We start from the raw sequence: 20,434 nt of genomic DNA on the forward strand, positions 1-20,434 counted from the left end.
GGCGAATTGCCGCTCGACGACGAGATCGGCCGCGAGCAGGAGTACGTCTCGATGCTCTACGGTCGGCTGGACGGCCTGCGTGACCAGGCCGCCCGCCGGCTCACCGAGGAGTTGCGGGCGACCGGTGGCACCCTCCAGGCCCGCTCCCAGCGCGACAGTTCGGTGACCATGTACGCGGAGCAGGTCGAGCAGTTCTCGGCGGTCGAGAACGGGCTGTGTTTCGGCCGGCTCGACGGCGACGACGGCGCGCGACACTACGTCGGCCGGATCGGCATCTTCGACACCACCGGCGACTACGACCCGCTGCTGATGGACTGGCGCGCCCCGGCCGCCCGCCCGTTCTACCTGGCGACGGCCGCGAACCCGCAGGGCGTACGCCGGCGCCGGCACCTGCGGACCCGGCAGCGGAAGGTCACCGGGCTCAACGACGAGGTGCTGGACATCGCCAGCGCCTCCCCCACCGCGCACGAGGAGCTGACCGGTGAGGCGTCGCTGCTCGCCGCGCTCAACGCCGGCCGGACCGGCCGGATGCGCGACATCGTCGAGACCATCCAGGCCGAGCAGGACGAGATCATCCGCGCGGACCTGCCCGGGGTGCTCGTCGTCCAGGGCGGCCCGGGCACCGGCAAGACCGCGGTGGCGCTGCACCGGGCCGCGTACCTGCTCTACACGCACCGGCGGGAGCTCTCCACCCGGGGTGTGCTGCTGGTCGGCCCGAACGCGACGTTCCTGCGCTACATCTCGCAGGTGCTCCCGGCGCTCGCCGAGACCGGTGTGCTGCTGCGCACCCAGGCCGACCTGTTCCCCGGGGTGCGGGCCCGCCGGGTGGAGTCCGCCGAGGCCGCCGCGCTGAAGGGCCGGACGGTCATGGTCGACGTGCTGACCGCGGCCGTCCGGGACCGGCAGCGGGTGCCGGACGAGCCGATGCAGATCGAGGTCGAGCGGGAGGCGCTGACCCTCGACCCGGAGGTCGTCCGGGCGGCCCGCGACCGGGCCCGCCGCTCGGGGCGGCCGCACAACCTGGCCCGCGCGCTCTTCGACGTCGAGGTGGTGCACGCGCTCGCCGACCAGGTGGCCGAGCGCATCGGCGCCGACCCGCTCGGCGGTGAGAACCTGCTCGACGAGGCCGACCGCGCAGAGATCCGTCGCGAGCTGCGCGACGAGCCGGAGCTGCGGGCGGCACTGGACGAGCTGTGGCCGGTGCTCACCCCGCAGCGGCTGCTCGCCGACCTGTACGCCGACCCGGACCGGATCGCCACCGCCGCGCCCTCGCTGACCGACGCGGAGCGGGCCCTGCTGCACCGGGAGCCGGGCGGCTGGACGCCGGCCGACGTGCCGCTGCTGGACGAGGCGGCCGAGCTGCTGGGTGAGGACGAGCGCGCCGCGGCGGCCCGCCGCGAGCGGATCCGGTCGCTGCAACTGGAGTACGCGGAGGGCGTGCTCGAGATCGCCCGGGGTTCCCGGTCGATCGATGTGGAGGACGAGGCGGACGGCGGTGAGATCCTCGGCGTCACCGACCTGATCGACGCCGACCGGCTGCTGGAACGGCAGGAGGAGTCGGACCGGTTGACCACCGCGCAGCGGGCGGCGGCGGACCGCAGCTGGGCGTTCGGGCACGTGATCGTCGACGAGGCGCAGGAGCTGTCGCCGATGGCGTGGCGACTGCTCATGCGGCGCTGCCCGAGCCGGTCGATGACGATCGTCGGGGACGTGGCGCAGACGGGAGCGCTCGCCGGCACCCCGTCCTGGCGGGAGGCGCTGACGCCGTACGTGGCGGACCGGTGGCGGCTCACCGAGCTGACGGTCAGCTACCGCACCCCGGCGGAGATCATGGCGGTCGCCGCGGACCTGCTCACCGAGATCGACGCGTCGCTGCGGCCGCCCCGCTCCGTACGGGAGAGCGGCTTCCCGCCGTGGGACCGCACGGTGGCCGCGGACCGGTTGGCGGCGGAGCTGGTCGACGCGGCCGGCCGGGAGGCGGCCGATCTCACCGACGGCCGGCTCGGGGTGATCGTCCCGGCGGGGCTGGTCGACGAGGTGGCCGCGGCGGTCACGGCCGCGCTGCCGGAGGCGGCCGTCGGTGACCAGCCCGAGCTGGAGAGCCGGGTGGTGGTGCTCACGGTGGCCCAGGCGAAGGGCCTGGAGTTCGACTCGGTACTGGTCGCCGACCCGGACCGGATCGTGGCGGAGTCGCCGCGCGGACGCAGCGATCTGTACGTCGCGCTGACCCGCGCCACCCAGCGCCTCGGCGTGCTCCGCGTGGAGGGGTGACGCGAGGGAGATCCATACCACTGGGGCCCGGCCGACCGGAGCCCGCCCACCCCATGACCGTCCAGTGTGGAATGCGAGCATGTGCCGCATGGATATCTACGAGGACGCCCGTGCCGTGTCGCGGGCCGACCTGGCCGCCTGGCTGCGTCAGCTGGCCAACCAGCTGGAGTCCGACGGCAAGATCTTCTACGGGGCGGCGGGCGCGGTCGCGGTCGCCGATCGCGTGACGTGCGAGCTGGAGATCGAGCGCGACGACGACGAGGTCTCGGTCGAGATCGAGTTCTCCTGGACGGAGCCCGCTCCGGCGGCACCGGCGAAGCCGGCCGAGCAGGACACCGCCGAGGAGGACACCGCCGCGCAGGCGGCCAAGGAGTCCGACGAGGCCACGCCGGCGGCGTGAGGCACGGTCCGCCGGAGGGTCACCGGTCACCCGGGCGCCCTCCGGCGTACCACCCGATATCTGTCCGCAGTGGACGGCGCGGCGGTGGTCCCGGTTCGTGGATGACCTAGGCTGCTGCGCGGTCCACGGGCGGGTTGAGGAGATTCATGACGGGCGCCGTTCGCGATCGCGCACACCGGCTGGCCGACGTGTGCGGCCGACTCGCCGGCAGCTCCTGGTTCGGCCTGGCGAGCTTCGGGGTCATCGTCGTCAACTCCGTGGCGCTCGGCCTGGAGACGTACGGCGGGCTGGTGGTGGTCGTCGGGCCGTCGCTGCGGCTCGTCGAGTACGCCTGTCTGGGCTATTTCGTGCTCGAACTGCTGGTGCGGTTCGGGGCGCACCTGACGGCTCCCGCCGGGTTCCTCCGCGACCGGTGGAACGTGTTCGACCTGGTGATCGTCGCCGCGCCGCTGCTGCCCGGGCTGCGGGAGAACGTGACGATCCTGCGGTTGCTGCGCCTGGCCCGCATCGTCCGCGCGTTCCGCCTCTTCCCCAGCCTGCGGGTGATCCTGGTCGGGATCCGCCGCAGCATCCCCGGGCTCGGCAGCTTCCTGCTGGTCACCCTGCTGGTGCTCTACGGGTACGCGATGATCGGCTGGATGCTCTTCGGCGCGTCGTACCCGGAGCGTTACGGCACGGTCGGGCAGGCGATGCTCACGCTGTTCCTGCTGCTGTCGCTGGACGGGATCACCGACACTCTCCAGGCGGGCCGGGAGGTCACCGAGTGGGCGGTGCTGTACTACGTCTCCTACATGATCGCCGCCTGCTACCTGCTCACCAATCTGCTCGTCGGGGTGGTCCTGCGCGCCCTGGAGGAGGCACACCAGGAGGAGCGCGCGGCCGATCGGAGCGACCGGCCGGACGTCCGCGAGGAGCGGGACGCCCCGTCCGTCCACGCGCAGCTCGCGCAACTACGGGCGATCATCAGCGACCTGGAGCGACGGCTTCCGGACAGCGGCGACGAGCCGGAGCCGGCACCCGACGGGCCGGCCCCGCCGACGGCCGAGCGGGCGCCCGACGTGGCCGCGCTGACCGGGTGACCGGAATCGCCACCGTCCGATGTGGAGGGAACTCGGGACAGGTGATGTAATGCACCCCGGTTGATCCATATCTGGGCGGGATGTCCCGTCCGGGATACCGAAGGAGCACGCATGCCCGTCACCGCCGACCTGACCAAGCTGGTCGACAAGGCATACCAGGACAAGACCCTCGCCGAACTGGTCGACGCACCGGTGGCCGCGCTCGCCGGGGTCAGCGAGAGCGACGCCAAGCTGCTCAAGCAGGCCTTCAACATCACCACCGTCGGTGACCTCGGCCGCAACCCGTACTTCCGCACCGCGCAGGCCCTGGTCTCCCTGGCTCCCGCCAAGTAGCCCACGACGGCACGGTGCCCGACGGAGCACCGCCGGGCACCGTGCCGAGCCGTGCGGTCACTGGGACGGATCGTTCTCGGTGGTGAAGTTGCCGACCTGACTCGCGGAGCTGGACTGGTCGCTGGTGCTGCCGCCGGCCGGTGTGCTCATGCCACCGGTCGTGGCGTCGCCGGTGGTCGTCGGCGCGACCTTGCCCCGGTGCCGCTCCGGCTGCCGGGCCACCCGGCGTACGCTCGCCGGCCCCGCGGTGCCACCGGTCGTGGTGATCGCGCCCTGACCGGCGACCGGACCACCGTCGCGCAGCACCGTCGGGTCGACCCGCACGTGCGCCGGGTCGCCCGGATCCTCATCCTGGATCACCCGTTGCACGTCGGTGCGCGGCACCGTCACCTCGTCGACGGCGCCCTTTCCGTAGATCCCGCCGGCGATCCGGTCCTCGGCCCGCCGGGCGGCTTCCTGTCGCATGTCGTCCTCACGCACGTGACACCACCTCGCAGAAACGTCGGTCTCTCTGCGTGCCCGCCGCCGGCCGGCCCAAACACCGCCGGCCCACCGTCCGCCCGGGTTCACCCGAACGTCTCCCGATGGCTGCCTGCGCGCCGTTCCCGCTACCCATGCTGTCCGGCGGACCGGCGGGACTGGCCCGCCGGAGGAGGAGTGACAGCGTGCGCACAGTACGCCGTATCGCGGTCGCGGCCCTGGCCGCCACGACCGTGACGACCGGGCTCGCGGCGCCCGCCGGCGCCACCCCGCGTCCGGACCGGACATTCGACCTGCAGGCCCACCGCGGCGGTCTCGGCCTGCGCGTGGAGAACACCCTCGCCTCGTTCGGCAACGCCCTCCAACTCGGGGTGAGCACCCTCGAACTGGACGTGCAGATCACCGAGGACGGGCAGGCCGTCGTCACCCACGACCGCAAGATCAGTGGCGCGAAGTGCACCGACACTGCCCCGGTGACCACCGGTGACCCGGAGTTCCCCTACGTCGGCAAGTACGTCAACACACTCACCCTGGCCCAGGTGCGCACGCTGGACTGCGGCTCGAAGACGCTGGCCGACAAGCCCGGCCAGCTCGCCGTGCCCGGCGCGAAGATGCCGCTGCTGCGCGAGGTCTTCGCGCTGGTGAAGCGCTACCGGGCCGACGACGTGAAGCTCAACGTGGAGACCAAGGTCGAGGCGGGCGCCCCGACCGAGACCGCGCCGCGCGAGCAGTTCGTGCAGGTCACCGCGGCCGAGATCCGCGCGGCCGGGCTGCTCAAGCAGGTGACCGTCCAGAGCTTCGACTGGGGCGCGCTCATGCGGATGCGCCAGGTCGAGCCGCGCCTGCCCCTGGTCGCCCTGACCAACTACGACTTCCTGCAGACCGGGCAGCCGGGCGCGTCGCCGTGGCTGGGCGGGCTGGACATCGACACCTTCGGGGGCGACCCGATCAAGGCCATCCGCAGCTTCGGCGCGGACGCGTTCTCGCCGGTGCACGGCTTCCCGCAGAACGGCAAGGTCACCGACCCGGACTACAAGCCGTACGTGACGCGCGACATGGTCACGCACGCGCACCGCAACGGCATCAAGGTGATCCCGTGGACGGTGGACGACGTGCCGACCATGGCGAAGCTGATCGACGACGGCGTGGACGGCATCATCACCGACTACCCGGACCGGCTGCGCGGCCTGCTGGCAGAGCGCGGCTACCGGCTTCCGAAGGGCCACACCTCGCCCTTCGACATCCAGGCCCACCGCGGTGGCCGGGCGAACCTCCCGGAGAACACCCTGCCGGCGTTCAGCAACGCCCTGGCCAACAAGGCCATCTCCACGCTGGAGCTGGACACCGGCGTGACCCGCGACGGCAAGCTCGTGGTGCTGCACGACCGGGCCATCAACGGATCGCACTGCGTCGACACCGCCCCCGCCCGCCCCGGTGACCGCCAGTTCCCGTACGTGGGCAAGCTGGTCCACGACCTGACCCTCGCGCAGATCAAGACCATCGACTGCGGCACGAAGACCCTGCCCGAGCTGCCGAACCAGGTGCCCGCCCCGGGTGCCCGGATCCCCACCCTCGACGAGGTCTTCGCGCTGGTGAAGGCGAGCGGCCGCAGCGACGTCCGGATGAACATCGAGACGAAGCTCAGCCCGCTGGTGGACGACACCGAGCCGTACCGCAGCTTCACCCGCAAGCTCGTCACCGCGATCGAGCGGGCCGGTTTCGTCGACCGCGCGACCATCCAGTCGTTCGACTGGCGGACCATCACCTACGCCCGCGAGCTGAACAAGCGGATCGAGACCGTCGCCCTGGTCTGGCAGTACGGCCCGGCCGAGTGCGCCGGCCTCGCCGACGAGTGCTCGCTCCAGGCCGTCTACGGCGACCCGAAGGTGAAGAGCCCGTGGACCGGCGGGCTGGACTGGTGGAAGTACCGCGACCTGGGCAAGCTGACCAAGGCGGCGGGCGCCGGCACGGTGTCGGCGAACTGGCAGGTGCACGACCCGGCGCAGGGCACGGTCGCCTCGTCCGACTGGTACCTGCGGGAGAACCCGGCGTACTTCCACGGACCGGACGTCCGCACCCTCCAGGGCCGGTACGGGCTGAAGGTGATCCCGTACACCGTCGACGACGCCGGGATCATGCAGCGCGTCATCGACCTCGGGGTGGACGGCATCATCACCGACGACCCGGAGCTGCTGATCGGCGTGGCCGTCCGCAACGGCCTGCGCTGACCTGCGCGTACCCCGCCGGTGACGCCACGGGGCGTCACCGGCGGTGCCGTTTCCGGGGTCGGGAGCGGACGGCGAATTTCCGGGCACCGACGCGAGTTACCTTCTCATCGGCCTCGGGTAGTCGACGGGCGTCCCCGCCACAGAGACGAAACCGTGCCGTGGCCTAGACGCGGTAGCGGGGCGAGGGAGTGCAGGTACGACTCATCGCATCCTGAGGAGGACCAGATGAGCACGCAGGCTGCATCCGCCAGGCCGATGAACCGGCCGGCCGCCGACATGCAGAACCGGCAGTCGATGCAGGAGACGCCGACGCGTCCGATGCCGATGATGAACGACGGCCATCGGGAGCCGATGCCGGCGCAGACCGGCACCGAGACCAAGCAGGCGTTCCTGACGACCGAGTTCTGGATCTACGCCGCCGCGGTGGCGGCCGTGGTGATCGCCGCATTCTGGCGCGGTCCGGCCACGAACGGGCTGAACATCAACAACCCGGTCCAGTCGTGGTGGATCATCGCCGCTCTGACCGCCGGTTACCTCGTCAGCCGAGGGCTGTCGAAGGCCGGTTCGCCGAAGCGCTCGCTGGGCGAACGGCGCTCGGGTCGGCGTTGACCCGCGGTAACACGGGCGGCCTCCGGGAGGATTCCCGGAGGCCGCCGTCGGGTTTTCCCGGGCGCGCGGACCGCCGCCGGCCGACACTGTCGGCCGACGCGTCCGCCGGACCGGACGCCTACTCGTCGAAGCCGAAGTCCTCGCCGAGGTCACCCTCGAACGCGTCCTCGATCAGCTCACCGGCGAGCATGCCGCCGGCCACACCGAGCGCGCCGGCCGCGACCATGCCGCCGATGCCGCTGCCCCGGCCGTGCCCGTGGCCGTGGCCGCCGTGCCCGTAGCTGGCCCGCAGGCTGCCGTAGCGGGACGTCGTCTCGCGCAGCCAACCGTCGACGATCTGCACCCAGTCCGGCCGGTCCGCGTCGGTGTGCGGCACGTGGTAGCGACCGAAGACGTCGTGCCCGGCGCTGAGGAAGCCACCGCGCTTGTCGCACTCCAGCACCACGTCCACGCCGCGCTGGCTCGTCACGAAGGTCAGCTCGACCTCGGTGATGGTCTGCGCGTACTGCGGCGCGGCGAAGAACTCGATCTCCTGGTAGAACGGCAGCGTCTGCTGCACGCCGTGGATGCGACCACGCTCCAGGTCGGCGTTCTTGAACCGGAAACCCAGCTGGTGGAACGCGTCGAGGATGCGCTCGTGCACCGGCAGCGGGTGCACCGCCACCTGGTCCAGGTCGCTCTTGTCGACCGCCCGCGCCACCGCCAGCTCGGTGCGCAGACCCATGGTCATGCCGCGCAGCCGCTGACCGTAGACGTCGGTGATCGGGGTCTCCCACGGCACCGGCAGCTGGAACGGGATCGCCAGCTGCTGCTTCGGGCTCAGCTGGAGCGGGCCGCTGACCACCATGCGGTGGAACTCCATGATGCCGGCGTACTCGGTGTCGTGTCCCTCGATCTCGACCCGGGTGACGAGGCTCAGCACGACCTGCTCGATGTTGGCCGACGCGTCCCCGCCGAGCAGATTGACCTGCCCTTCGAGGGTGAGGCCGGGTCGCGTGTTCGGGTTGGTCAGGACCGTGTCGACGCTGGGGCCGCCCACGCCGAACGCGCTCATCATCTTCTTGAAGACCATCGGAACTCCTGTGCGACCGCCGGAGGCTCCACCGTGGAGCCGGACGTTGACTCGACCGCACCCTATCGGGCGGCCCTGTGAGGTCCCTGTGAAGCGCCTCCGGCGGGTCTAGCGCGCGTCCACCACCACCAGCTCACCGACCTGCTCACCGACGGTCGCCCGTGCCTCGCCCGGCAGCCCCGAGTCGGTGACCAGGACGTCGGCCGCCGCCAGCGGAGCGATGGTCGCGATGCCGGTGGTCTCCCACTTGGTGTGGTCGGCGAGCACCACCAGCCGGCGGGCGGAGTTGATGAGGCAGCGGTTGACGCCGGCCTCCAGGAGATTCGGGGTGGTGAAGCCCGTACGCGGGCTCATCCCGTGCACGCCGAGGAAGAGCAGGTCGACGTTGAGCGAACTGACCGCCGCCTCGGCGACCGGCCCGGTGAGCGCGTCCGACGGCGTACGGATGCCGCCGGTCAGCACCACCGTCTGGTCGGCGCGCGGGTCCTGGTAGAGCGCGTCGGCGACCGGGACCGAGTTGGTCACCACGGTGAGACCGCGTACCTCCGAGAGCAGCCGGGCCAGCGCGGCGGTGGTCGTGCCGGCGGAGAGCGCGATGGCCATGCCGGGCTCCACCAGCACGGCCGCGCGCTCCGCGATGGCCCGCTTCTCGGCCTGCTGGCGCACCGACTTCGCGGCGAACCCGGGCTCGTCGGCCGAACCGGGGCCGGCCAGGGTGGCTCCGCCGTGCACCTTGTCGACGAGGCCCCGCTCGGCCAGCACCTCCAGGTCCCGCCGGATGGTCATGTCCGAGACGCCGAACCGGCTCACCAGGTGGCTCACCCGGACGCCGCCGCGTTGGCGGATCAGATCGAGGATGGCGCTCTGCCGCTGCTGGGCGAGCATCTGTCGACCTCCTTCGAGCCGTCTCGGCGCTCAGCCGCCGACGGTGATGTCCTCGCGGACCACCGCCACCTCACCGGCGGGCACCACCAGCTCACCCTCGCAGGTCGCGCCGGTCAGCAGCTCGACGCCGGCCACGGCGAGCCGCGCCTCGTCGCCGGTGTGGTTGAGGACGAACAGCCAGCTGCGGTCCCCGTCGCGGCGCCGGACCACCTCCACGCCGGGCGGCGCGGTCGTCACCGGGCGCACCCCGGACTCGGCCAGCAACCGGGCCACCAGCGCGTCCGTGGCGGGCTCGTCCAGCCGGGTGCCGACGTACCAGGCGGCCCCCTCCCCCACCGCGTGCCGGGTCACCGCGGCGACGCCCGGCAACGGCCCGTCGGCGTACGCGGCCAGCACCTCCGCGCCGTCCGCGTGCAGCCACTCGGTCCACACGTCGGCGGTGGCGCCGTCGTCAAGCCGCACCCGCTCGCCCTCCCGCAGCGGGAAGAACTCCTCGGTGCGGACACCGAGCAGCTCCCGGAACGCCCCCGGGTAGCCGCCGAGCCGGACGTGGTCGTGCTCGTCGACGATCCCGCTGAAGTACGTCACCAGCGCCGAGCCGCCGGCCTCGACGAACCGGCGCAGCGCGGCGGCGTCGGCGTCCCGCACCAGGTAGAGGGTGGGCGCCAGCACCAGGCGGTAGCCGGTGAGGTCGGTCGAGGGGTGGACGACGTCGGCGGTCACGCCGGCCCGCCACAGCGAGTCGTACAGCGCGCGCAGCCGGTCCAGGTAGGTCACGTCGACGCTCGGGTGCGAATCCAACTCGACGCCCCACCACGCCTCGTAGTCGAACAGGATCGCCACCTGCGCGTCCACCCGGCTGCCCCGCACCTCGGCGAGCGCGGCCAGGTCGGCGCCGAGCCGGCACACCTCCCGGTAGACCTTCGTGTCCGGGCCGGCGTGCGGCACCAACGCGGAATGGAACTTCTCGGCACCGGCCCGCGAGGCCCGCCACTGGAAGAAGAGCACGCCGTCGGCGCCGCGGGCCACGTGCGCGAGGCTGTTGCGGCGCAGCTGACCCGGGGTCTTGGCGACGTTGCGCGGCTGCCAGTTGACCGCGCTCGTGGAGTGCTCCATCAGCAGCCACGGCTCGCCGCGCGCGACACCTCGGGTGTGGTCGGCCGACAGCGCCAGCCCCACGTGCGCCCGAGGGTCGGCCGCGGTCAGGTAGTGGTCGTTGGCGACGAGGTCCACGTCGTCGACCCACGAGTGGTAGTCGAGGTACTTGACGCCCGTGCCGATCATGAAGTTCGTGGTGACCGGCTGACGGACCATCCGGTGCAGGACGTCACGCTCGGCGCGCAGCTGCGCCCGCTGCTCGTCGGAGGAGAAGCGCAGGAAGTCGAGCTGCTGGGTGGGGTTGGCGAAGGTCGGCGCGGTGCGCGGCGGGTTGATCTCGGCCCAGTCGCCGTACCGCTGGCTCCAGAACGCGGTGCCCCACGCGGCGTTGAGCCCGTCCAGGTCACCGTAGCGGTCGCGCAGCCAGGCCCGGAACGCCTCGGCGCTCACGTCGCAGTAGCAGTGCGCGTTGTGACAGCCCAGCTCGTTGGAGACGTGCCACAGCACCACCGCCGGGTGGTCGGCGTACCGGCCGGCGACCGCCTCGACCAGGGCGAGGGACCGCTCCCGGAAGATCGGCGAGCTGGGGCAGTAGGCCTGCCGGCCGCCGGGCCAGAGCACGGTGCCGTCGGCCCGGCGGGGCAGCGTCTCGGGATGCGCCCGGGCCAGCCACGGTGGCGGGCTCGCAGTGGCGGTGGCCAGGTCGACGTCGATGCCGCCGTCGTGCAGCAGGTCGAGCACTCGGTCGAGCCAGCCGAACTCGTACCGGCCGGGGGCCGGCTCCAGCAGCGCCCAGGAGAAGATCCCGACCGACACCAGGTTGACCCCGGCCCGGCGCATCAGCTCGACGTCCTCGGCCCAGACCTCCTCGGGCCACTGCTCCGGGTTGTAGTCACCGCCGAAGAGGATCCGGTCGCTCTGCCAGCGTCGCATGGCAGCAGAGCGTGCCCCCGCCGATCGACAAAGTCAACAGTTTCCAACAACCCCCGGCCCCGCCGACGTGCGCCGCCGGCGGCCCCGTCGCACCCGCGAGCATCGACCCCCTTGACAGCGCCGGATGGAGGGGTAGTTTCAGGCGCCACTGGCAGCTTGTGTTCGCCAATGTGGATTCACGGTGGATCCCGATGTGCGATCACGGGAGCCGGCCCCACCACCACCAGAACGGCCCTCGGGCGCAGCGCACCTCTTCGTCAGCAGGAGGAACCATGTCCCGTCCCCGAACCCAAGCCGAGTACCTGGCCAGACTCGTCCCGCCCTCCGTCGCCGGCGTCAACCGCCGGACGCTGCTCGCCGGCGCGGCCTCCGCCGGCGCCCTGCTCGGCACGGGGCTGCTCGCCGGCTGCGGCGACTCCGACTCCGGCGACTCCGGCGCCAAGACGGTGTCGCTGGGCTCCAACCAGTCGGACCCCAAGCCGAAGGACGTCCTCGCCAAGGTCGTCGACGGTTTCACGACCTCGTCCGGCGTCACGGTCGCCGTCAACACCGTCGACCACAACACGTTCCAGGAAGACATCAACAACTACCTGCAGGGCAAGCCGGACGACGTGTTCACCTGGTTCGCCGGCTACCGGATGCGCTTCTTCGCCGCCCGCGGCCTGGCCGGCGACCTCAGCGACGTGTGGGGCAAGCTCTCCGGCTACTCCGACGCGTTCAAGAAGGCGTCGACCGGTGACGACGGCAAGCAGTACTTCGTGCCGGCGTCGTACTACCCGTGGGCCGTGTTCTACCGCAAGTCCGTCTGGCAACAGTACGGCTACCAGGTGCCGACCACGCTGGACCAGCTCACCCAGCTGACCGCGCAGATGAAGCGGGACGGCCTCATCCCGATCGCCTTCGCCGACAAGGACGGCTGGCCGGCGATGGGCACCTTCGACATCCTCAACCTGCGGATCAACGGCTACCAGTTCCACATCGACCTGATGGCCGGCAAGGAGGCCTGGACCTCCGACAAGGTCAAGAAGGTCTTCGACACCTGGGCCGGCCTGCTGCCGGCGCACCAGCCGGACAGCCTGGGCCGGACCTGGCAGGAGGCCGCGCAGTCGCTCCAGCAGAAGAAGAGCGGCATGTACCTGCTCGGGCTCTTCGTGGGGCAGCAGTTCAACAACGACGAGCAGGACGACCTGGACTTCTTCACCTTCCCCGAGATCGACCCGTCGATCGGCGCCAAGGCCCTGGACGCCCCGATCGACGGCTACATGATGGCCCGCAAGCCGAAGGCCGAGGACAACGCCCGCAAGCTCCTGGAGTACCTGGGCTCGAAGACCGCCGGCGACATCACGGTCAAGAACGACCCGAGCACCCTCGTCGCCAACACCCAGGCCGACGTCAGCGGCTACACCGCTCTCCAGAAGAAGGCCGCCGAGCTGGTCGGCTCGGCCACCGAGATCGCCCAGTTCCTCGACCGGGACACCCGCCCCGACTTCGCCTCGACCGTGATCATCCCGGCGCTCCAGCAGTTCATCAAGGACCCGAAGGACATCGACGGGCTCACGAACAGCATCGAGAACCAGAAGAAGTCGATCTTCACCAGCTGACGGCGAGAGGGGGAGGACACCGTGTCCGACCTGCCCCTGATCCAAGCGGATCGCGCCGTACCGCCACCGGCCGCGACCACCACCCCGGGTGGTCGCGGCCGCCGGCTACGGCACCTGTCCCGCACCGACCGCGTGGTGATCACGCTGATGGTGCTCGTACCGCTGCTGCTCGTGACCGCCCTGGTGTGGCTGCCGGCGCTCGCCACTGTGCTGCTCTCCACCACCGACTGGGACGGCATCGGGCCGTTGTCCGACATCGACTTCGTCGGCGGCCGCAACTACCACGACGTGGTGACCATCTACCCGCCGTTCGTCCCGGCCGTGCAGCACAACCTGCTGTGGCTGGCGGTGCTGTTCCTGGTGGCTACGCCGTTCGGCATGTTCCTCGCCGTGCTGCTCGACAAGGAGCTGCGCGGCAGCCGCTTCTACCAGACCGCCCTCTACCTGCCGGTGGTGCTGTCGCTGGCGCTGATCGGCTTCGTCTGGCAGCTCATCTACTCCCGCGACCAGGGCCTGCTCAACGCGCTGCTCGGCGGCGACACCGACTGGTACGGCGACCCGGGCGTCAACATCTGGGCGGTCATGGTCGCCTCCGGGTGGCGACACGTCGGCTACATCATGCTGCTCTACCTGGCCGGGTTGAAGGGCGTCGACCCGTCGCTGCGGGAGGCCGCCGCCGTCGACGGCGCCTCGGAGGCGAAGAGCTTCTTCCGGGTCGTCCTCCCGGTCATGCGCCCCATCAACATCATCGTGCTGGTCGTGACGGTGATCGAGTCGCTGCGGGCGTTCGACCTCGTCTGGGTGGTCAACAAGGGCCGCAACGGCCTGGAACTGCTCTCCGCGCTGGTCACCCAGAACGTGGTCGGTGAGGCCAGTCGGATCGGCTTCGGCTCCGCGTTGGCGACCATCATGCTCGTCGTCTCGCTGGTCTTCATCACCATCTACCTCGCGACCGTCATGCGGGAGGACCGATGAGCACCGCGACGCTGACGCGCCCCGCCGCGACCGAGGAGGTGCCGCCACGCCGGCGCCGGCTCACCCCGCGGCGGGTCGTGCTGCACGTCTTCCTCACCGCCGTCGCCGTGGGCTGGCTCTTCCCGATCGGCTGGGCGGTGCTCACGTCGCTGCGGTCGTACGAGTACACCGCCACCAACGGCTACGTCTCGTTCGGCGGCTGGACCCTCGACAACTACGTCACCGCCTGGCGGACCGCCGAGTTCGGCCAGCACTTCCTCAACTCCGTCTACATCACCGTCCCGGCGGTGCTGCTGACGCTCTTCCTCGCCTCCTGCGTGGCGTTCGTCATCGCGCGGTTCAGCTGGAAGCTCAACCTGGTGCTGCTCGGCCTGTTCACCGCGGCCAACCTGCTGCCCCAGCAGGCCCTGCTCATCCCCCTGTTCCGGCTCTTCACCGAGGTGCCGTTGCCGGAGTTCATGAGCGACTCGGAGCTGCTCTACGACAGCTACTGGGGGCTGATCCTGGTCAACGTCGCCTTCCAGTGCGGGTTCTGCGTCTTCGTGCTGAGCAACTACATGAAGGCGCTGCCCCGCGACCTGTACGAGGCGGCGATGGTGGACGGGGCAAGCGTCTGGCGGCAGTACTGGCAGGTCACCATGCCGCTGTGCCGGCCGGCCCTGGCCGCGCTGGCCACCCTGGAGGTCACCTGGATCTACAACGAGTTCTTCTGGGCGACCGTGCTCATGCGCACCGGCGACAAGTTCCCCGTCACCAGCTCGCTCAACAACCTGCGCGGCGAGTTCTTCACCGACAACAACCTGGTCTCGGCCGGCAGCGTGCTGGTCGCGATCCCGACGTTGGTGATCTTCTTCCTGCTCCAACGGCACTTCGTTCGGGGCCTGACCCTGGGAGCCAGCAAGGGATGACCGTTCTGCACCTGCGCCGCGCGCGGACCAGCCTGGTGCTCGACGCGCGCGGCCCCGGGCTGCCCCGGGTGGTCCACTGGGGCGGCGACGTCGGCGACCTCGACGATGACGCCCTGCTCCAGCTCACCGAGGCCACCGTCGCACCGGTGGTGCCCAGCAGCTTCGACGGCCCCAGCACCCTCTCGCTGCTGCCCGAGGCCGCTGCCGGCTGGAGCGGCCGACCGGTGCTCGCCGGGCACCGCGGGCGCGCCGACTGGGCGACCGCGTTCCGCCTCGACGACCTCGACGTCGACGACACTCCGGGCGCGACGGCGCGGGTCACCGTCCGGGCCCGCGACGCGGGGGCGCGCCTGTCGGTGACCGTCGAGCTCACCCTCGACCCGACCGGCCTGCTGCTGCTGCGGCACCGGCTCCGCAACGACGGGGACACCGCGTACGAGCTGCGCGAACTCACGCCGGTGCTGCCGGTGCCCGCGGTGGCCACCGAACTGCTCGACCTCACCGGCCGCTGGTGCCGGGAACGCGCCCCGCAGCGGCACCCGTGGCCCATGGGCACCTGGGTCCGCGAGGGCCGGCACGGGCGCACCGGGCACGACGCGACGCTGCTGCTGGTGGCCGGCACGGCCGGCTTCGGCTTCCGGCACGGCGAGGTCTGGGCCGTGCACACCGCCTGGAGCGGCGACCACGTGACCTTCGCGGAGCGACGGCCCAGCGGTGAGGCCGTCCTGGGTGGCGGTGAGCTGCTCACACCGGGCGAGATCCTGCTCGACCCGGGCGAGTCGTACGCCACTCCCCTGCTCTACGCGGTCTGGTCGGACACGGGGCTGGACGGGCTCAGCGATGTCCTGCACACGCACCTGCGGGCCCGGCCGTCGCACCCGCGCGGCCCCCGGCCGGTGACGCTGAACGTGTGGGAGGCCGTCTACTTCGACCACGACCTGGACCGGCTGCGGGCGCTGGCCGACCGCGCGGCCGAGGTGGGCGTGGAGCGCTACGTGCTCGACGACGGCTGGTTCCGGGGCCGCCGGCACGACCGCGCCGGGCTCGGCGACTGGTGGGTCGACGAGGACGTGTGGCCGGACGGGCTGCAACCGCTCATCGACCACGTCCGCGGGCACGGGATGCGGTTCGGGCTGTGGGTCGAGCCGGAGATGGTCAACCCCGACTCCGACCTGTTCCGGACCCACCCGGAGTGGGTGCTCCAGGTGCCCGGCCGGCTGCCACCGGCGTGGCGGCAGCAGCAGGTGCTCGACCTCGCCGAACCCGGCGCGTACGCCCACCTGCTCGCCCGGCTCGACGCCCTGCTGAGTGGGCACGACGGGATCAGCTACCTGAAGTGGGACCACAACCGGGACCTCACCGAGGCCGGTCACCACGGCCGGCCCGGCGTCCACGCGCAGACCGAGGCCGTCTACCGGCTCCTCGACGAGCTGCGCCGCCGCCATCCGGATGTCGAGATCGAGAGTTGCGCCTCGGGCGGCGGACGGGTGGACCTGGAGATACTGGCCCGCACCGACCGGGTGTGGGCCAGCGACTGCAACGACGCCCTGGAACGGCTGGCCATCCAGCGTTGGACCGGGCTGCTGCTCCCACCGGAGCTGGTCGGCACCCACATCGGCCCGGAGCGCTCGCACACCACGCACCGCGGGCACGACCTGGGCTTCCGGGCCATCACCGCGCTCTTCGGCCATCACGGCATCGAGTGGGACATCGCCTCGATCAGCGACCGGGAGCGGGCCGAGCTGACCGCGTGGGTGGCGCTGCACAAGCGGCTCCGCCCGCTGCTGCACTCCGGTCGTACGGTCCGCGTCGACCATTCCGACTCGGCCGTCTGGGCGCACGGCGTGGTCGCGTACGACGGCTCGGCGGCCGTCTACGCGGTGAGCCGGCTGGCCACCTCGGTCGCCCAGGTGCCGGGGCCGGTGCGGCTGCCCGGCCTGGATCCCGGGCGGCGGTACGCCGTCCGGCCGTCCGCCGGGGTGCCCGGGCCGGCGACGCTGGACCGGTCCGCGCCGCCGTGGCTGGCGCACGGGGTGACGCTGACCGGGGCCGCGCTGGCCACCGTCGGTCTGCAACTGCCGGCGCTGCACCCGGAGCAGGCCCTGCTGTTGGAGGTCACCGCCGTCGGCTGACCGGCCGGGGCTACCCGGTCCCGCCGGTCGTCGACGGCGTTCCGACGAAGAATTTTCCGCGGGGATGTCGAGGACGGCGTGCTCGGCTTCTACCTCAGGGTGAGAGCACCGAGAATGAGGTGCCCAGGCCTGAGGAGCAGATCGTGAAGTACATGTTGCTGATGCAGTTCAGCGCCGCCGGGACCGACTTCCCGCCGATCGACACGTGGACGCCGGAGGAGATCCGCGCGCACATCGGGTTCATGGGTGAGGTCAACGCCAAGCTCACCGCCGACGGCGAGTGGGTGCAGGGCGAGGGGCTCGGCGGGCCGCAGCAGGCGCGGATCGTCCGGGCCGGGGAGGGCGGGGTGCCGGTGGTCACCGAGGGGCCGTTCGCGGAGACCAAGGAGTTCCTCGCCGGCTGGTGGATCGTCGACTGCGAGACGCCGCAGCGGGCGGTGGAGATCGCCGCTTACATCTCCGCCGCGCCCGGCCCCGGCGGGCGTCCGCTGAGCATGCCGATCGAGGTGCACCCGGTGATGTCCGCGCCGCCGCAGGAGCTGTGAACCGCCTGACCACCACCGACCGACGCACCGAGGACCTGCTGCGCGAGCTGGCGCCGCAGGTCCTCGGCGTGCTCGCCCGCCGCTTCGGTGACTTCGCGACCGCCGAGGACGCCGTCCAGGAGGCGCTGCTGGCGGCCGTGACACAGTGGCCCGTCGAGGGGCCGCCGGCCAACCCTCGGGGTTGGCTGATCCAGGTCGCGTATCGCCGGATGGTCGAACTGGTCCGCGGCGACACCGCGCGGCGGCGGCGCGAGGACCTCGCGACGCGGCGCGAACCCGACGACCGGCAGACCGCGCCCGGCGCGGACGAGGAGCTGACCGCAGGCCGCGACGACACCCTGATCATGCTCTTCCTCTGCTGCCACCCGGCACTGTCCCCCACGTCGGCCATCGCGCTGACGCTGCGTGCGGTCGGTGGCCTGACCACGGCCGAGATCGCCCACGCCTTCCTGGTGCCGGAGACGACCATGGCGCAGCGGATCAGCCGGGCCAAGCAGGGCATCCGCTCCTCCGGGCTGCCGTTCCGAATGCCCGCGCGGGCCGAGCTGGGCGGACGGCTCGCCGCCGTGCGGCACGTGCTCTACCTGATCTTCACCGAGGGGCACACCAGCAGTGCCGGCCCCGACCTGCACCGGGTGGACCTCTCGGCGGAGGCGATCCGGTTGACGCGCGCCCTGCACGCGCGGCTGCCCGACGACAGCGAGACCAGCGGCCTGCTCGCGCTGATGCTGCTCACCGAGGCGCGGCGTCCCGCCCGCACCGGGCCGTCCGGCGAGCTGATCACCCTCGCCGACCAGGACCGGAGGCGCTGGGACGAGGGGGCGATCGCCGAGGGCGTCGCCCTGGTCACCCACGCGCTGCCGCGCGGGCCGGTCGGGCCCTACCAGGTCCAGGCCGCCATCGCCGCGCTGCACGACGAGGCGCCGTCGGCCGAGCAGACCGACTGGCCACAGATCCTCGCCCTCTACGAGGTCCTGGACGGACTGTCGGGCAACCCGGTGGTGGCCCTCAACCGGGCGGTCGCCGTCGCCATGGTGCACGGCCCGGCGGCCGGGCTCACCGCCCTCGCCGAACTGGCCGACCACCCCCGCCTCGCCGGGCACCACCGGCTGTACGCCGCCCGCGCGCACCTGCACGAGATGGCCGGCGACCGGGACCGCGCGGTCGCCGACTACCGGGCCGCCGCCGGCCGGACGAACAGTCTGCCGGAGCAGCGCTACCTGACCATGCGGGCCGCGCGACTGGCCGCCGGCACCGGACCGACGGACTGACGAGGGGTGACATGGCGTACGTGCTGCTGGGCATCGCGATCGCGGCGGAGGTGATGGCCACCAGCCTGCTCAAGGCCACCGCCGGGTTCACCCGGCTGTGGCCGACCCTCGCCTGCCTCGGCGGTTACCTGCTGGCCTTCGTGATGCTCTCGCAGGCGGTCAAGGAGATCCCGGTCGGCGTCGCGTACGCGCTCTGGTCCGGGCTGGGTACGGCGACCATCGTGGCCATCGGCGCGGTGTTCCTCGGGGAGCCGCTCGGCGCGGTCAAGCTCGTCGGCATCGCCTTGATCATCGCTGGTGTGGTGCTGGTGAACCTGACGGGCGGTTGACCCACGCCGGACCGGGTATCTGGGGACGATCCGCCGGTGGGAGAGGAGAACCACGATGGTCAACGTCGGCTACACCTTGATGTGCGAGCAGACCGGCCCGAAGCAGCTGGTCGACCACGCGGTGCGCGCGGAGGCGGCCGGCTTCGACCACCTGGTCATGTCCGACCACTACTACCCGTGGCTGGACTCGCAGGGCCACTCTCCGTACGCCTGGTCGGTGCTCGGGGCGGTCGCGCACGCCACCAGCCGCGCCCAGCTCATGTCGTTCGTGACCTGCCCGATCCGGCGTTACCACCCGGCGGTCGTGGCGCAGAAGGCCAGCACGATCGGGGTGCTCTCGGACGGCCGGTTCACCCTGGGCCTGGGCGCCGGCGAGAACCTCAACGAGCACGTGGTCGGCGGCTGGCCGCACGTGCAGCAGCGGCACGAGATGTTCGAGGAGGCACTTCAGATCATCCGCCCGCTGCTCAACGGCGAGACCCTCACCTTCTCCGGCAACCACTTCGACGTGCCGGACGCGTACGTCTGGGACCGGCCGGAGCGGCCGGTGCCGATGGCCATCGCCGCGTCCGGTCCGCAGTCGGCCACCCTCGCCGCCGAGTACGGCAACGGAGTGATCTCCACCGAGCCGGATCCCCGGATCATCCAGCTCTACGACGACGCGGGGGGCGCCGGTCGGCCCCGCTACGGCCAGGTCGCCATCTGCTACGGCCCGGACGAGGCGGAGTGCCGCAAGATCGTCCATGATCAGTTCCGCTGGTTCGGCCTCGGTTGGAAGGTCAACGCCGACCTGCCCGGGCCGGAGGCGTTCACCGCCGCCACCCAGTTCGTCCGCGAGGAGGACGTTGCCGAGGGGATCTCCTGCGGCCCCGACGTCGACCGGCACGTCGAGGCGTTCCGGAAGTTCGTCGACGCCGGCTTCACGCACGTGGCGATCATCCAGGTCGGTGGCGACAGCCAGCCGATGTTCCTGGACTGGGCGCAGGAGCAGCTGCTCCCCCGACTGCGGGACCTGTGAGAGGGAGAGGGCGACGCCATGCGCATCGGCAACGTGGAGATCCGGCCACTCGGCGGCGGCGTCGGCTGCCTCCTGATGATCCTCTTCTCGATCCTGGCCTCGGTGGTGCTCACCGTCCTGATCAATCTGGTGCTGTGAACGCCGGCCGTCGGCCCCGCCTCGGGTTGGCCGGCGCGGAGCCTGTCGAGCTGCCCCGGATCTGGGACCGACCGGCGGCGGGCCCGGCCGCCGGCGCAGGCCGGCGTCAGCCCGCGCAGGCCGGCGTCA

18 protein-coding genes are annotated in these 20,434 nt (G+C 71.8%); 14 read left to right on the forward strand and 4 right to left on the reverse strand.

Annotated features, from left to right (window positions below; translation table 11 throughout):
- The first annotated feature begins 51 nt into the window (after window positions 1–51).
- From GA0070620_RS12625 to GA0070620_RS12640, 4 genes are all read left to right on the forward strand, one after another.
- Window positions 52–2,271: a HelD family protein gene (locus tag GA0070620_RS12625; RefSeq protein ID WP_377521103.1), complete on the forward strand. Its 2,220-nt coding sequence runs from the start codon at window positions 52–54 to the stop codon at window positions 2,269–2,271.
- 88 nt (window positions 2,272–2,359) lie between these two features.
- Entirely contained in the window at window positions 2,360–2,671 is a 312-nt protein-coding gene (locus tag GA0070620_RS12630; RefSeq protein WP_157741605.1) for an amphi-Trp domain-containing protein, read from the forward strand.
- A gap of 146 nt (window positions 2,672–2,817) precedes the next feature.
- Entirely contained in the window at window positions 2,818–3,750 is a 933-nt protein-coding gene (locus GA0070620_RS12635) for an ion transporter (RefSeq protein ID WP_091590372.1), read from the forward strand.
- A 111-nt stretch (window positions 3,751–3,861) separates the two neighbouring features.
- The gene (locus GA0070620_RS12640; protein ID WP_091590374.1) at window positions 3,862–4,083 is read left to right on the forward strand and encodes a hypothetical protein; all 222 of its coding nucleotides are present in this window, start codon (window positions 3,862–3,864) and stop codon (window positions 4,081–4,083) included.
- Window positions 4,084–4,140: 57 nt separating this feature from the next.
- Here the strand turns inward: GA0070620_RS12640 and GA0070620_RS12645 are convergent, their stop codons facing one another.
- Window positions 4,141–4,563 carry a hypothetical protein gene (locus GA0070620_RS12645; protein ID WP_091590376.1) on the reverse strand — a complete coding sequence of 141 codons (423 nt, stop codon included), beginning with the start codon at window positions 4,561–4,563 and terminating at the stop codon, window positions 4,141–4,143.
- A 185-nt stretch (window positions 4,564–4,748) separates the two neighbouring features.
- Here GA0070620_RS12645 and GA0070620_RS12650 point away from each other — a divergent pair, with 185 nt between their 5' ends.
- Both GA0070620_RS12650 and GA0070620_RS12655 read left to right on the forward strand, forming a co-directional pair.
- The gene (locus GA0070620_RS12650; RefSeq protein ID WP_231922355.1) at window positions 4,749–6,791 is read left to right on the forward strand and encodes a glycerophosphodiester phosphodiesterase family protein; all 2,043 of its coding nucleotides are present in this window, start codon (window positions 4,749–4,751) and stop codon (window positions 6,789–6,791) included.
- Window positions 6,792–7,016: 225 nt separating this feature from the next.
- Entirely contained in the window at window positions 7,017–7,400 is a 384-nt protein-coding gene (locus GA0070620_RS12655) for a hypothetical protein (RefSeq protein ID WP_091590380.1), read from the forward strand.
- Window positions 7,401–7,518: 118 nt separating this feature from the next.
- Here the strand turns inward: GA0070620_RS12655 and GA0070620_RS12660 are convergent, their stop codons facing one another.
- The 3 genes from GA0070620_RS12660 to GA0070620_RS12670 form a co-directional block, all read right to left on the reverse strand.
- Complete coding sequence (locus GA0070620_RS12660) at window positions 7,519–8,472, reverse strand: sporulation protein (RefSeq protein ID WP_091590383.1); 954 nt, start codon at window positions 8,470–8,472, stop codon at window positions 7,519–7,521.
- A 108-nt stretch (window positions 8,473–8,580) separates the two neighbouring features.
- Window positions 8,581–9,357 carry a DeoR/GlpR family DNA-binding transcription regulator gene (locus GA0070620_RS12665; protein WP_091590386.1) on the reverse strand — a complete coding sequence of 259 codons (777 nt, stop codon included), beginning with the start codon at window positions 9,355–9,357 and terminating at the stop codon, window positions 8,581–8,583.
- Between the two features lie 30 nt (window positions 9,358–9,387).
- Entirely contained in the window at window positions 9,388–11,388 is a 2,001-nt protein-coding gene (locus tag GA0070620_RS12670; protein ID WP_091590388.1) for a beta-galactosidase, read from the reverse strand.
- Window positions 11,389–11,660: 272 nt separating this feature from the next.
- Between GA0070620_RS12670 and GA0070620_RS12675 the strand changes: the two genes are divergently transcribed.
- The 8 genes from GA0070620_RS12675 (at window position 11,661) to GA0070620_RS12710 (ending at window position 20,167) form a co-directional block, all read left to right on the forward strand.
- The gene (locus GA0070620_RS12675; protein WP_091590391.1) at window positions 11,661–12,989 is read left to right on the forward strand and encodes an ABC transporter substrate-binding protein; all 1,329 of its coding nucleotides are present in this window, start codon (window positions 11,661–11,663) and stop codon (window positions 12,987–12,989) included.
- Between the two features lie 21 nt (window positions 12,990–13,010).
- Window positions 13,011–13,964, forward strand: a complete 954-nt coding sequence (locus GA0070620_RS12680) for a carbohydrate ABC transporter permease (protein ID WP_091590394.1) — start codon at window positions 13,011–13,013, stop codon at window positions 13,962–13,964.
- On the forward strand, window positions 13,961–14,872 hold the full coding sequence (locus GA0070620_RS12685) for a carbohydrate ABC transporter permease (protein ID WP_091590398.1): 912 nt from the start codon (window positions 13,961–13,963) through the stop codon (window positions 14,870–14,872). The genes GA0070620_RS12680 and GA0070620_RS12685 overlap by 4 nt, the downstream gene beginning before the upstream one ends.
- Window positions 14,869–17,004, forward strand: a complete 2,136-nt coding sequence (locus tag GA0070620_RS12690; RefSeq protein ID WP_091590401.1) for an alpha-galactosidase — start codon at window positions 14,869–14,871, stop codon at window positions 17,002–17,004. The genes GA0070620_RS12685 and GA0070620_RS12690 overlap by 4 nt, the downstream gene beginning before the upstream one ends.
- A 152-nt stretch (window positions 17,005–17,156) precedes the next feature.
- Complete coding sequence (locus tag GA0070620_RS12695; RefSeq protein WP_197677650.1) at window positions 17,157–17,549, forward strand: YciI family protein; 393 nt, start codon at window positions 17,157–17,159, stop codon at window positions 17,547–17,549.
- Window positions 17,546–18,820, forward strand: a complete 1,275-nt coding sequence (locus GA0070620_RS12700) for an RNA polymerase sigma factor (protein ID WP_231922356.1) — start codon at window positions 17,546–17,548, stop codon at window positions 18,818–18,820. The genes GA0070620_RS12695 and GA0070620_RS12700 overlap by 4 nt, the downstream gene beginning before the upstream one ends.
- Before the next feature lie 11 nt (window positions 18,821–18,831).
- A complete protein-coding gene (locus GA0070620_RS12705) occupies window positions 18,832–19,149 on the forward strand; it encodes a DMT family transporter (protein WP_091590407.1) in 318 nt (105 codons plus the stop codon).
- A gap of 55 nt (window positions 19,150–19,204) precedes the next feature.
- Complete coding sequence (locus GA0070620_RS12710) at window positions 19,205–20,167, forward strand: TIGR03557 family F420-dependent LLM class oxidoreductase (protein ID WP_091590410.1); 963 nt, start codon at window positions 19,205–19,207, stop codon at window positions 20,165–20,167.
- The last annotated feature ends 267 nt before the right edge of the window (window positions 20,168–20,434 follow it).

The organism is Micromonospora krabiensis (assembly GCF_900091425.1).
GTDB classification, from domain to species: domain Bacteria; phylum Actinomycetota; class Actinomycetes; order Mycobacteriales; family Micromonosporaceae; genus Micromonospora; species Micromonospora krabiensis.

Bases quoted from the DNA above. Each gene is read 5' to 3' on its own strand.
- GA0070620_RS12675 (WP_091590391.1), top strand. From the start codon at position 11,661: ATGTCCCGTCCCCGAACCCAAGCCGAGTACCTGGCCAGACTCGTCCCG.
- GA0070620_RS12705 (WP_091590407.1), top strand. From the start codon at position 18,832: ATGGCGTACGTGCTGCTGGGCATCGCGATCGCGGCGGAGGTGATGGCC.
- GA0070620_RS12630 (WP_157741605.1), top strand. From the start codon at position 2,360: ATGGATATCTACGAGGACGCCCGTGCCGTGTCGCGGGCCGACCTGGCC.
- GA0070620_RS12670 (WP_091590388.1), bottom strand. From the start codon at position 11,388: ATGCGACGCTGGCAGAGCGACCGGATCCTCTTCGGCGGTGACTACAAC.
- GA0070620_RS12640 (WP_091590374.1), top strand. From the start codon at position 3,862: ATGCCCGTCACCGCCGACCTGACCAAGCTGGTCGACAAGGCATACCAG.
- GA0070620_RS12685 (WP_091590398.1), top strand. From the start codon at position 13,961: ATGAGCACCGCGACGCTGACGCGCCCCGCCGCGACCGAGGAGGTGCCG.
- GA0070620_RS12710 (WP_091590410.1), top strand. From the start codon at position 19,205: ATGGTCAACGTCGGCTACACCTTGATGTGCGAGCAGACCGGCCCGAAG.
- GA0070620_RS12660 (WP_091590383.1), bottom strand. From the start codon at position 8,472: ATGGTCTTCAAGAAGATGATGAGCGCGTTCGGCGTGGGCGGCCCCAGC.
- GA0070620_RS12695 (WP_197677650.1), top strand. From the start codon at position 17,157: ATGTTGCTGATGCAGTTCAGCGCCGCCGGGACCGACTTCCCGCCGATC.
- GA0070620_RS12690 (WP_091590401.1), top strand. From the start codon at position 14,869: ATGACCGTTCTGCACCTGCGCCGCGCGCGGACCAGCCTGGTGCTCGAC.
- GA0070620_RS12625 (WP_377521103.1), top strand. From the start codon at position 52: ATGCTCTACGGTCGGCTGGACGGCCTGCGTGACCAGGCCGCCCGCCGG.
- GA0070620_RS12665 (WP_091590386.1), bottom strand. From the start codon at position 9,357: ATGCTCGCCCAGCAGCGGCAGAGCGCCATCCTCGATCTGATCCGCCAA.
- GA0070620_RS12635 (WP_091590372.1), top strand. From the start codon at position 2,818: ATGACGGGCGCCGTTCGCGATCGCGCACACCGGCTGGCCGACGTGTGC.
- GA0070620_RS12655 (WP_091590380.1), top strand. From the start codon at position 7,017: ATGAGCACGCAGGCTGCATCCGCCAGGCCGATGAACCGGCCGGCCGCC.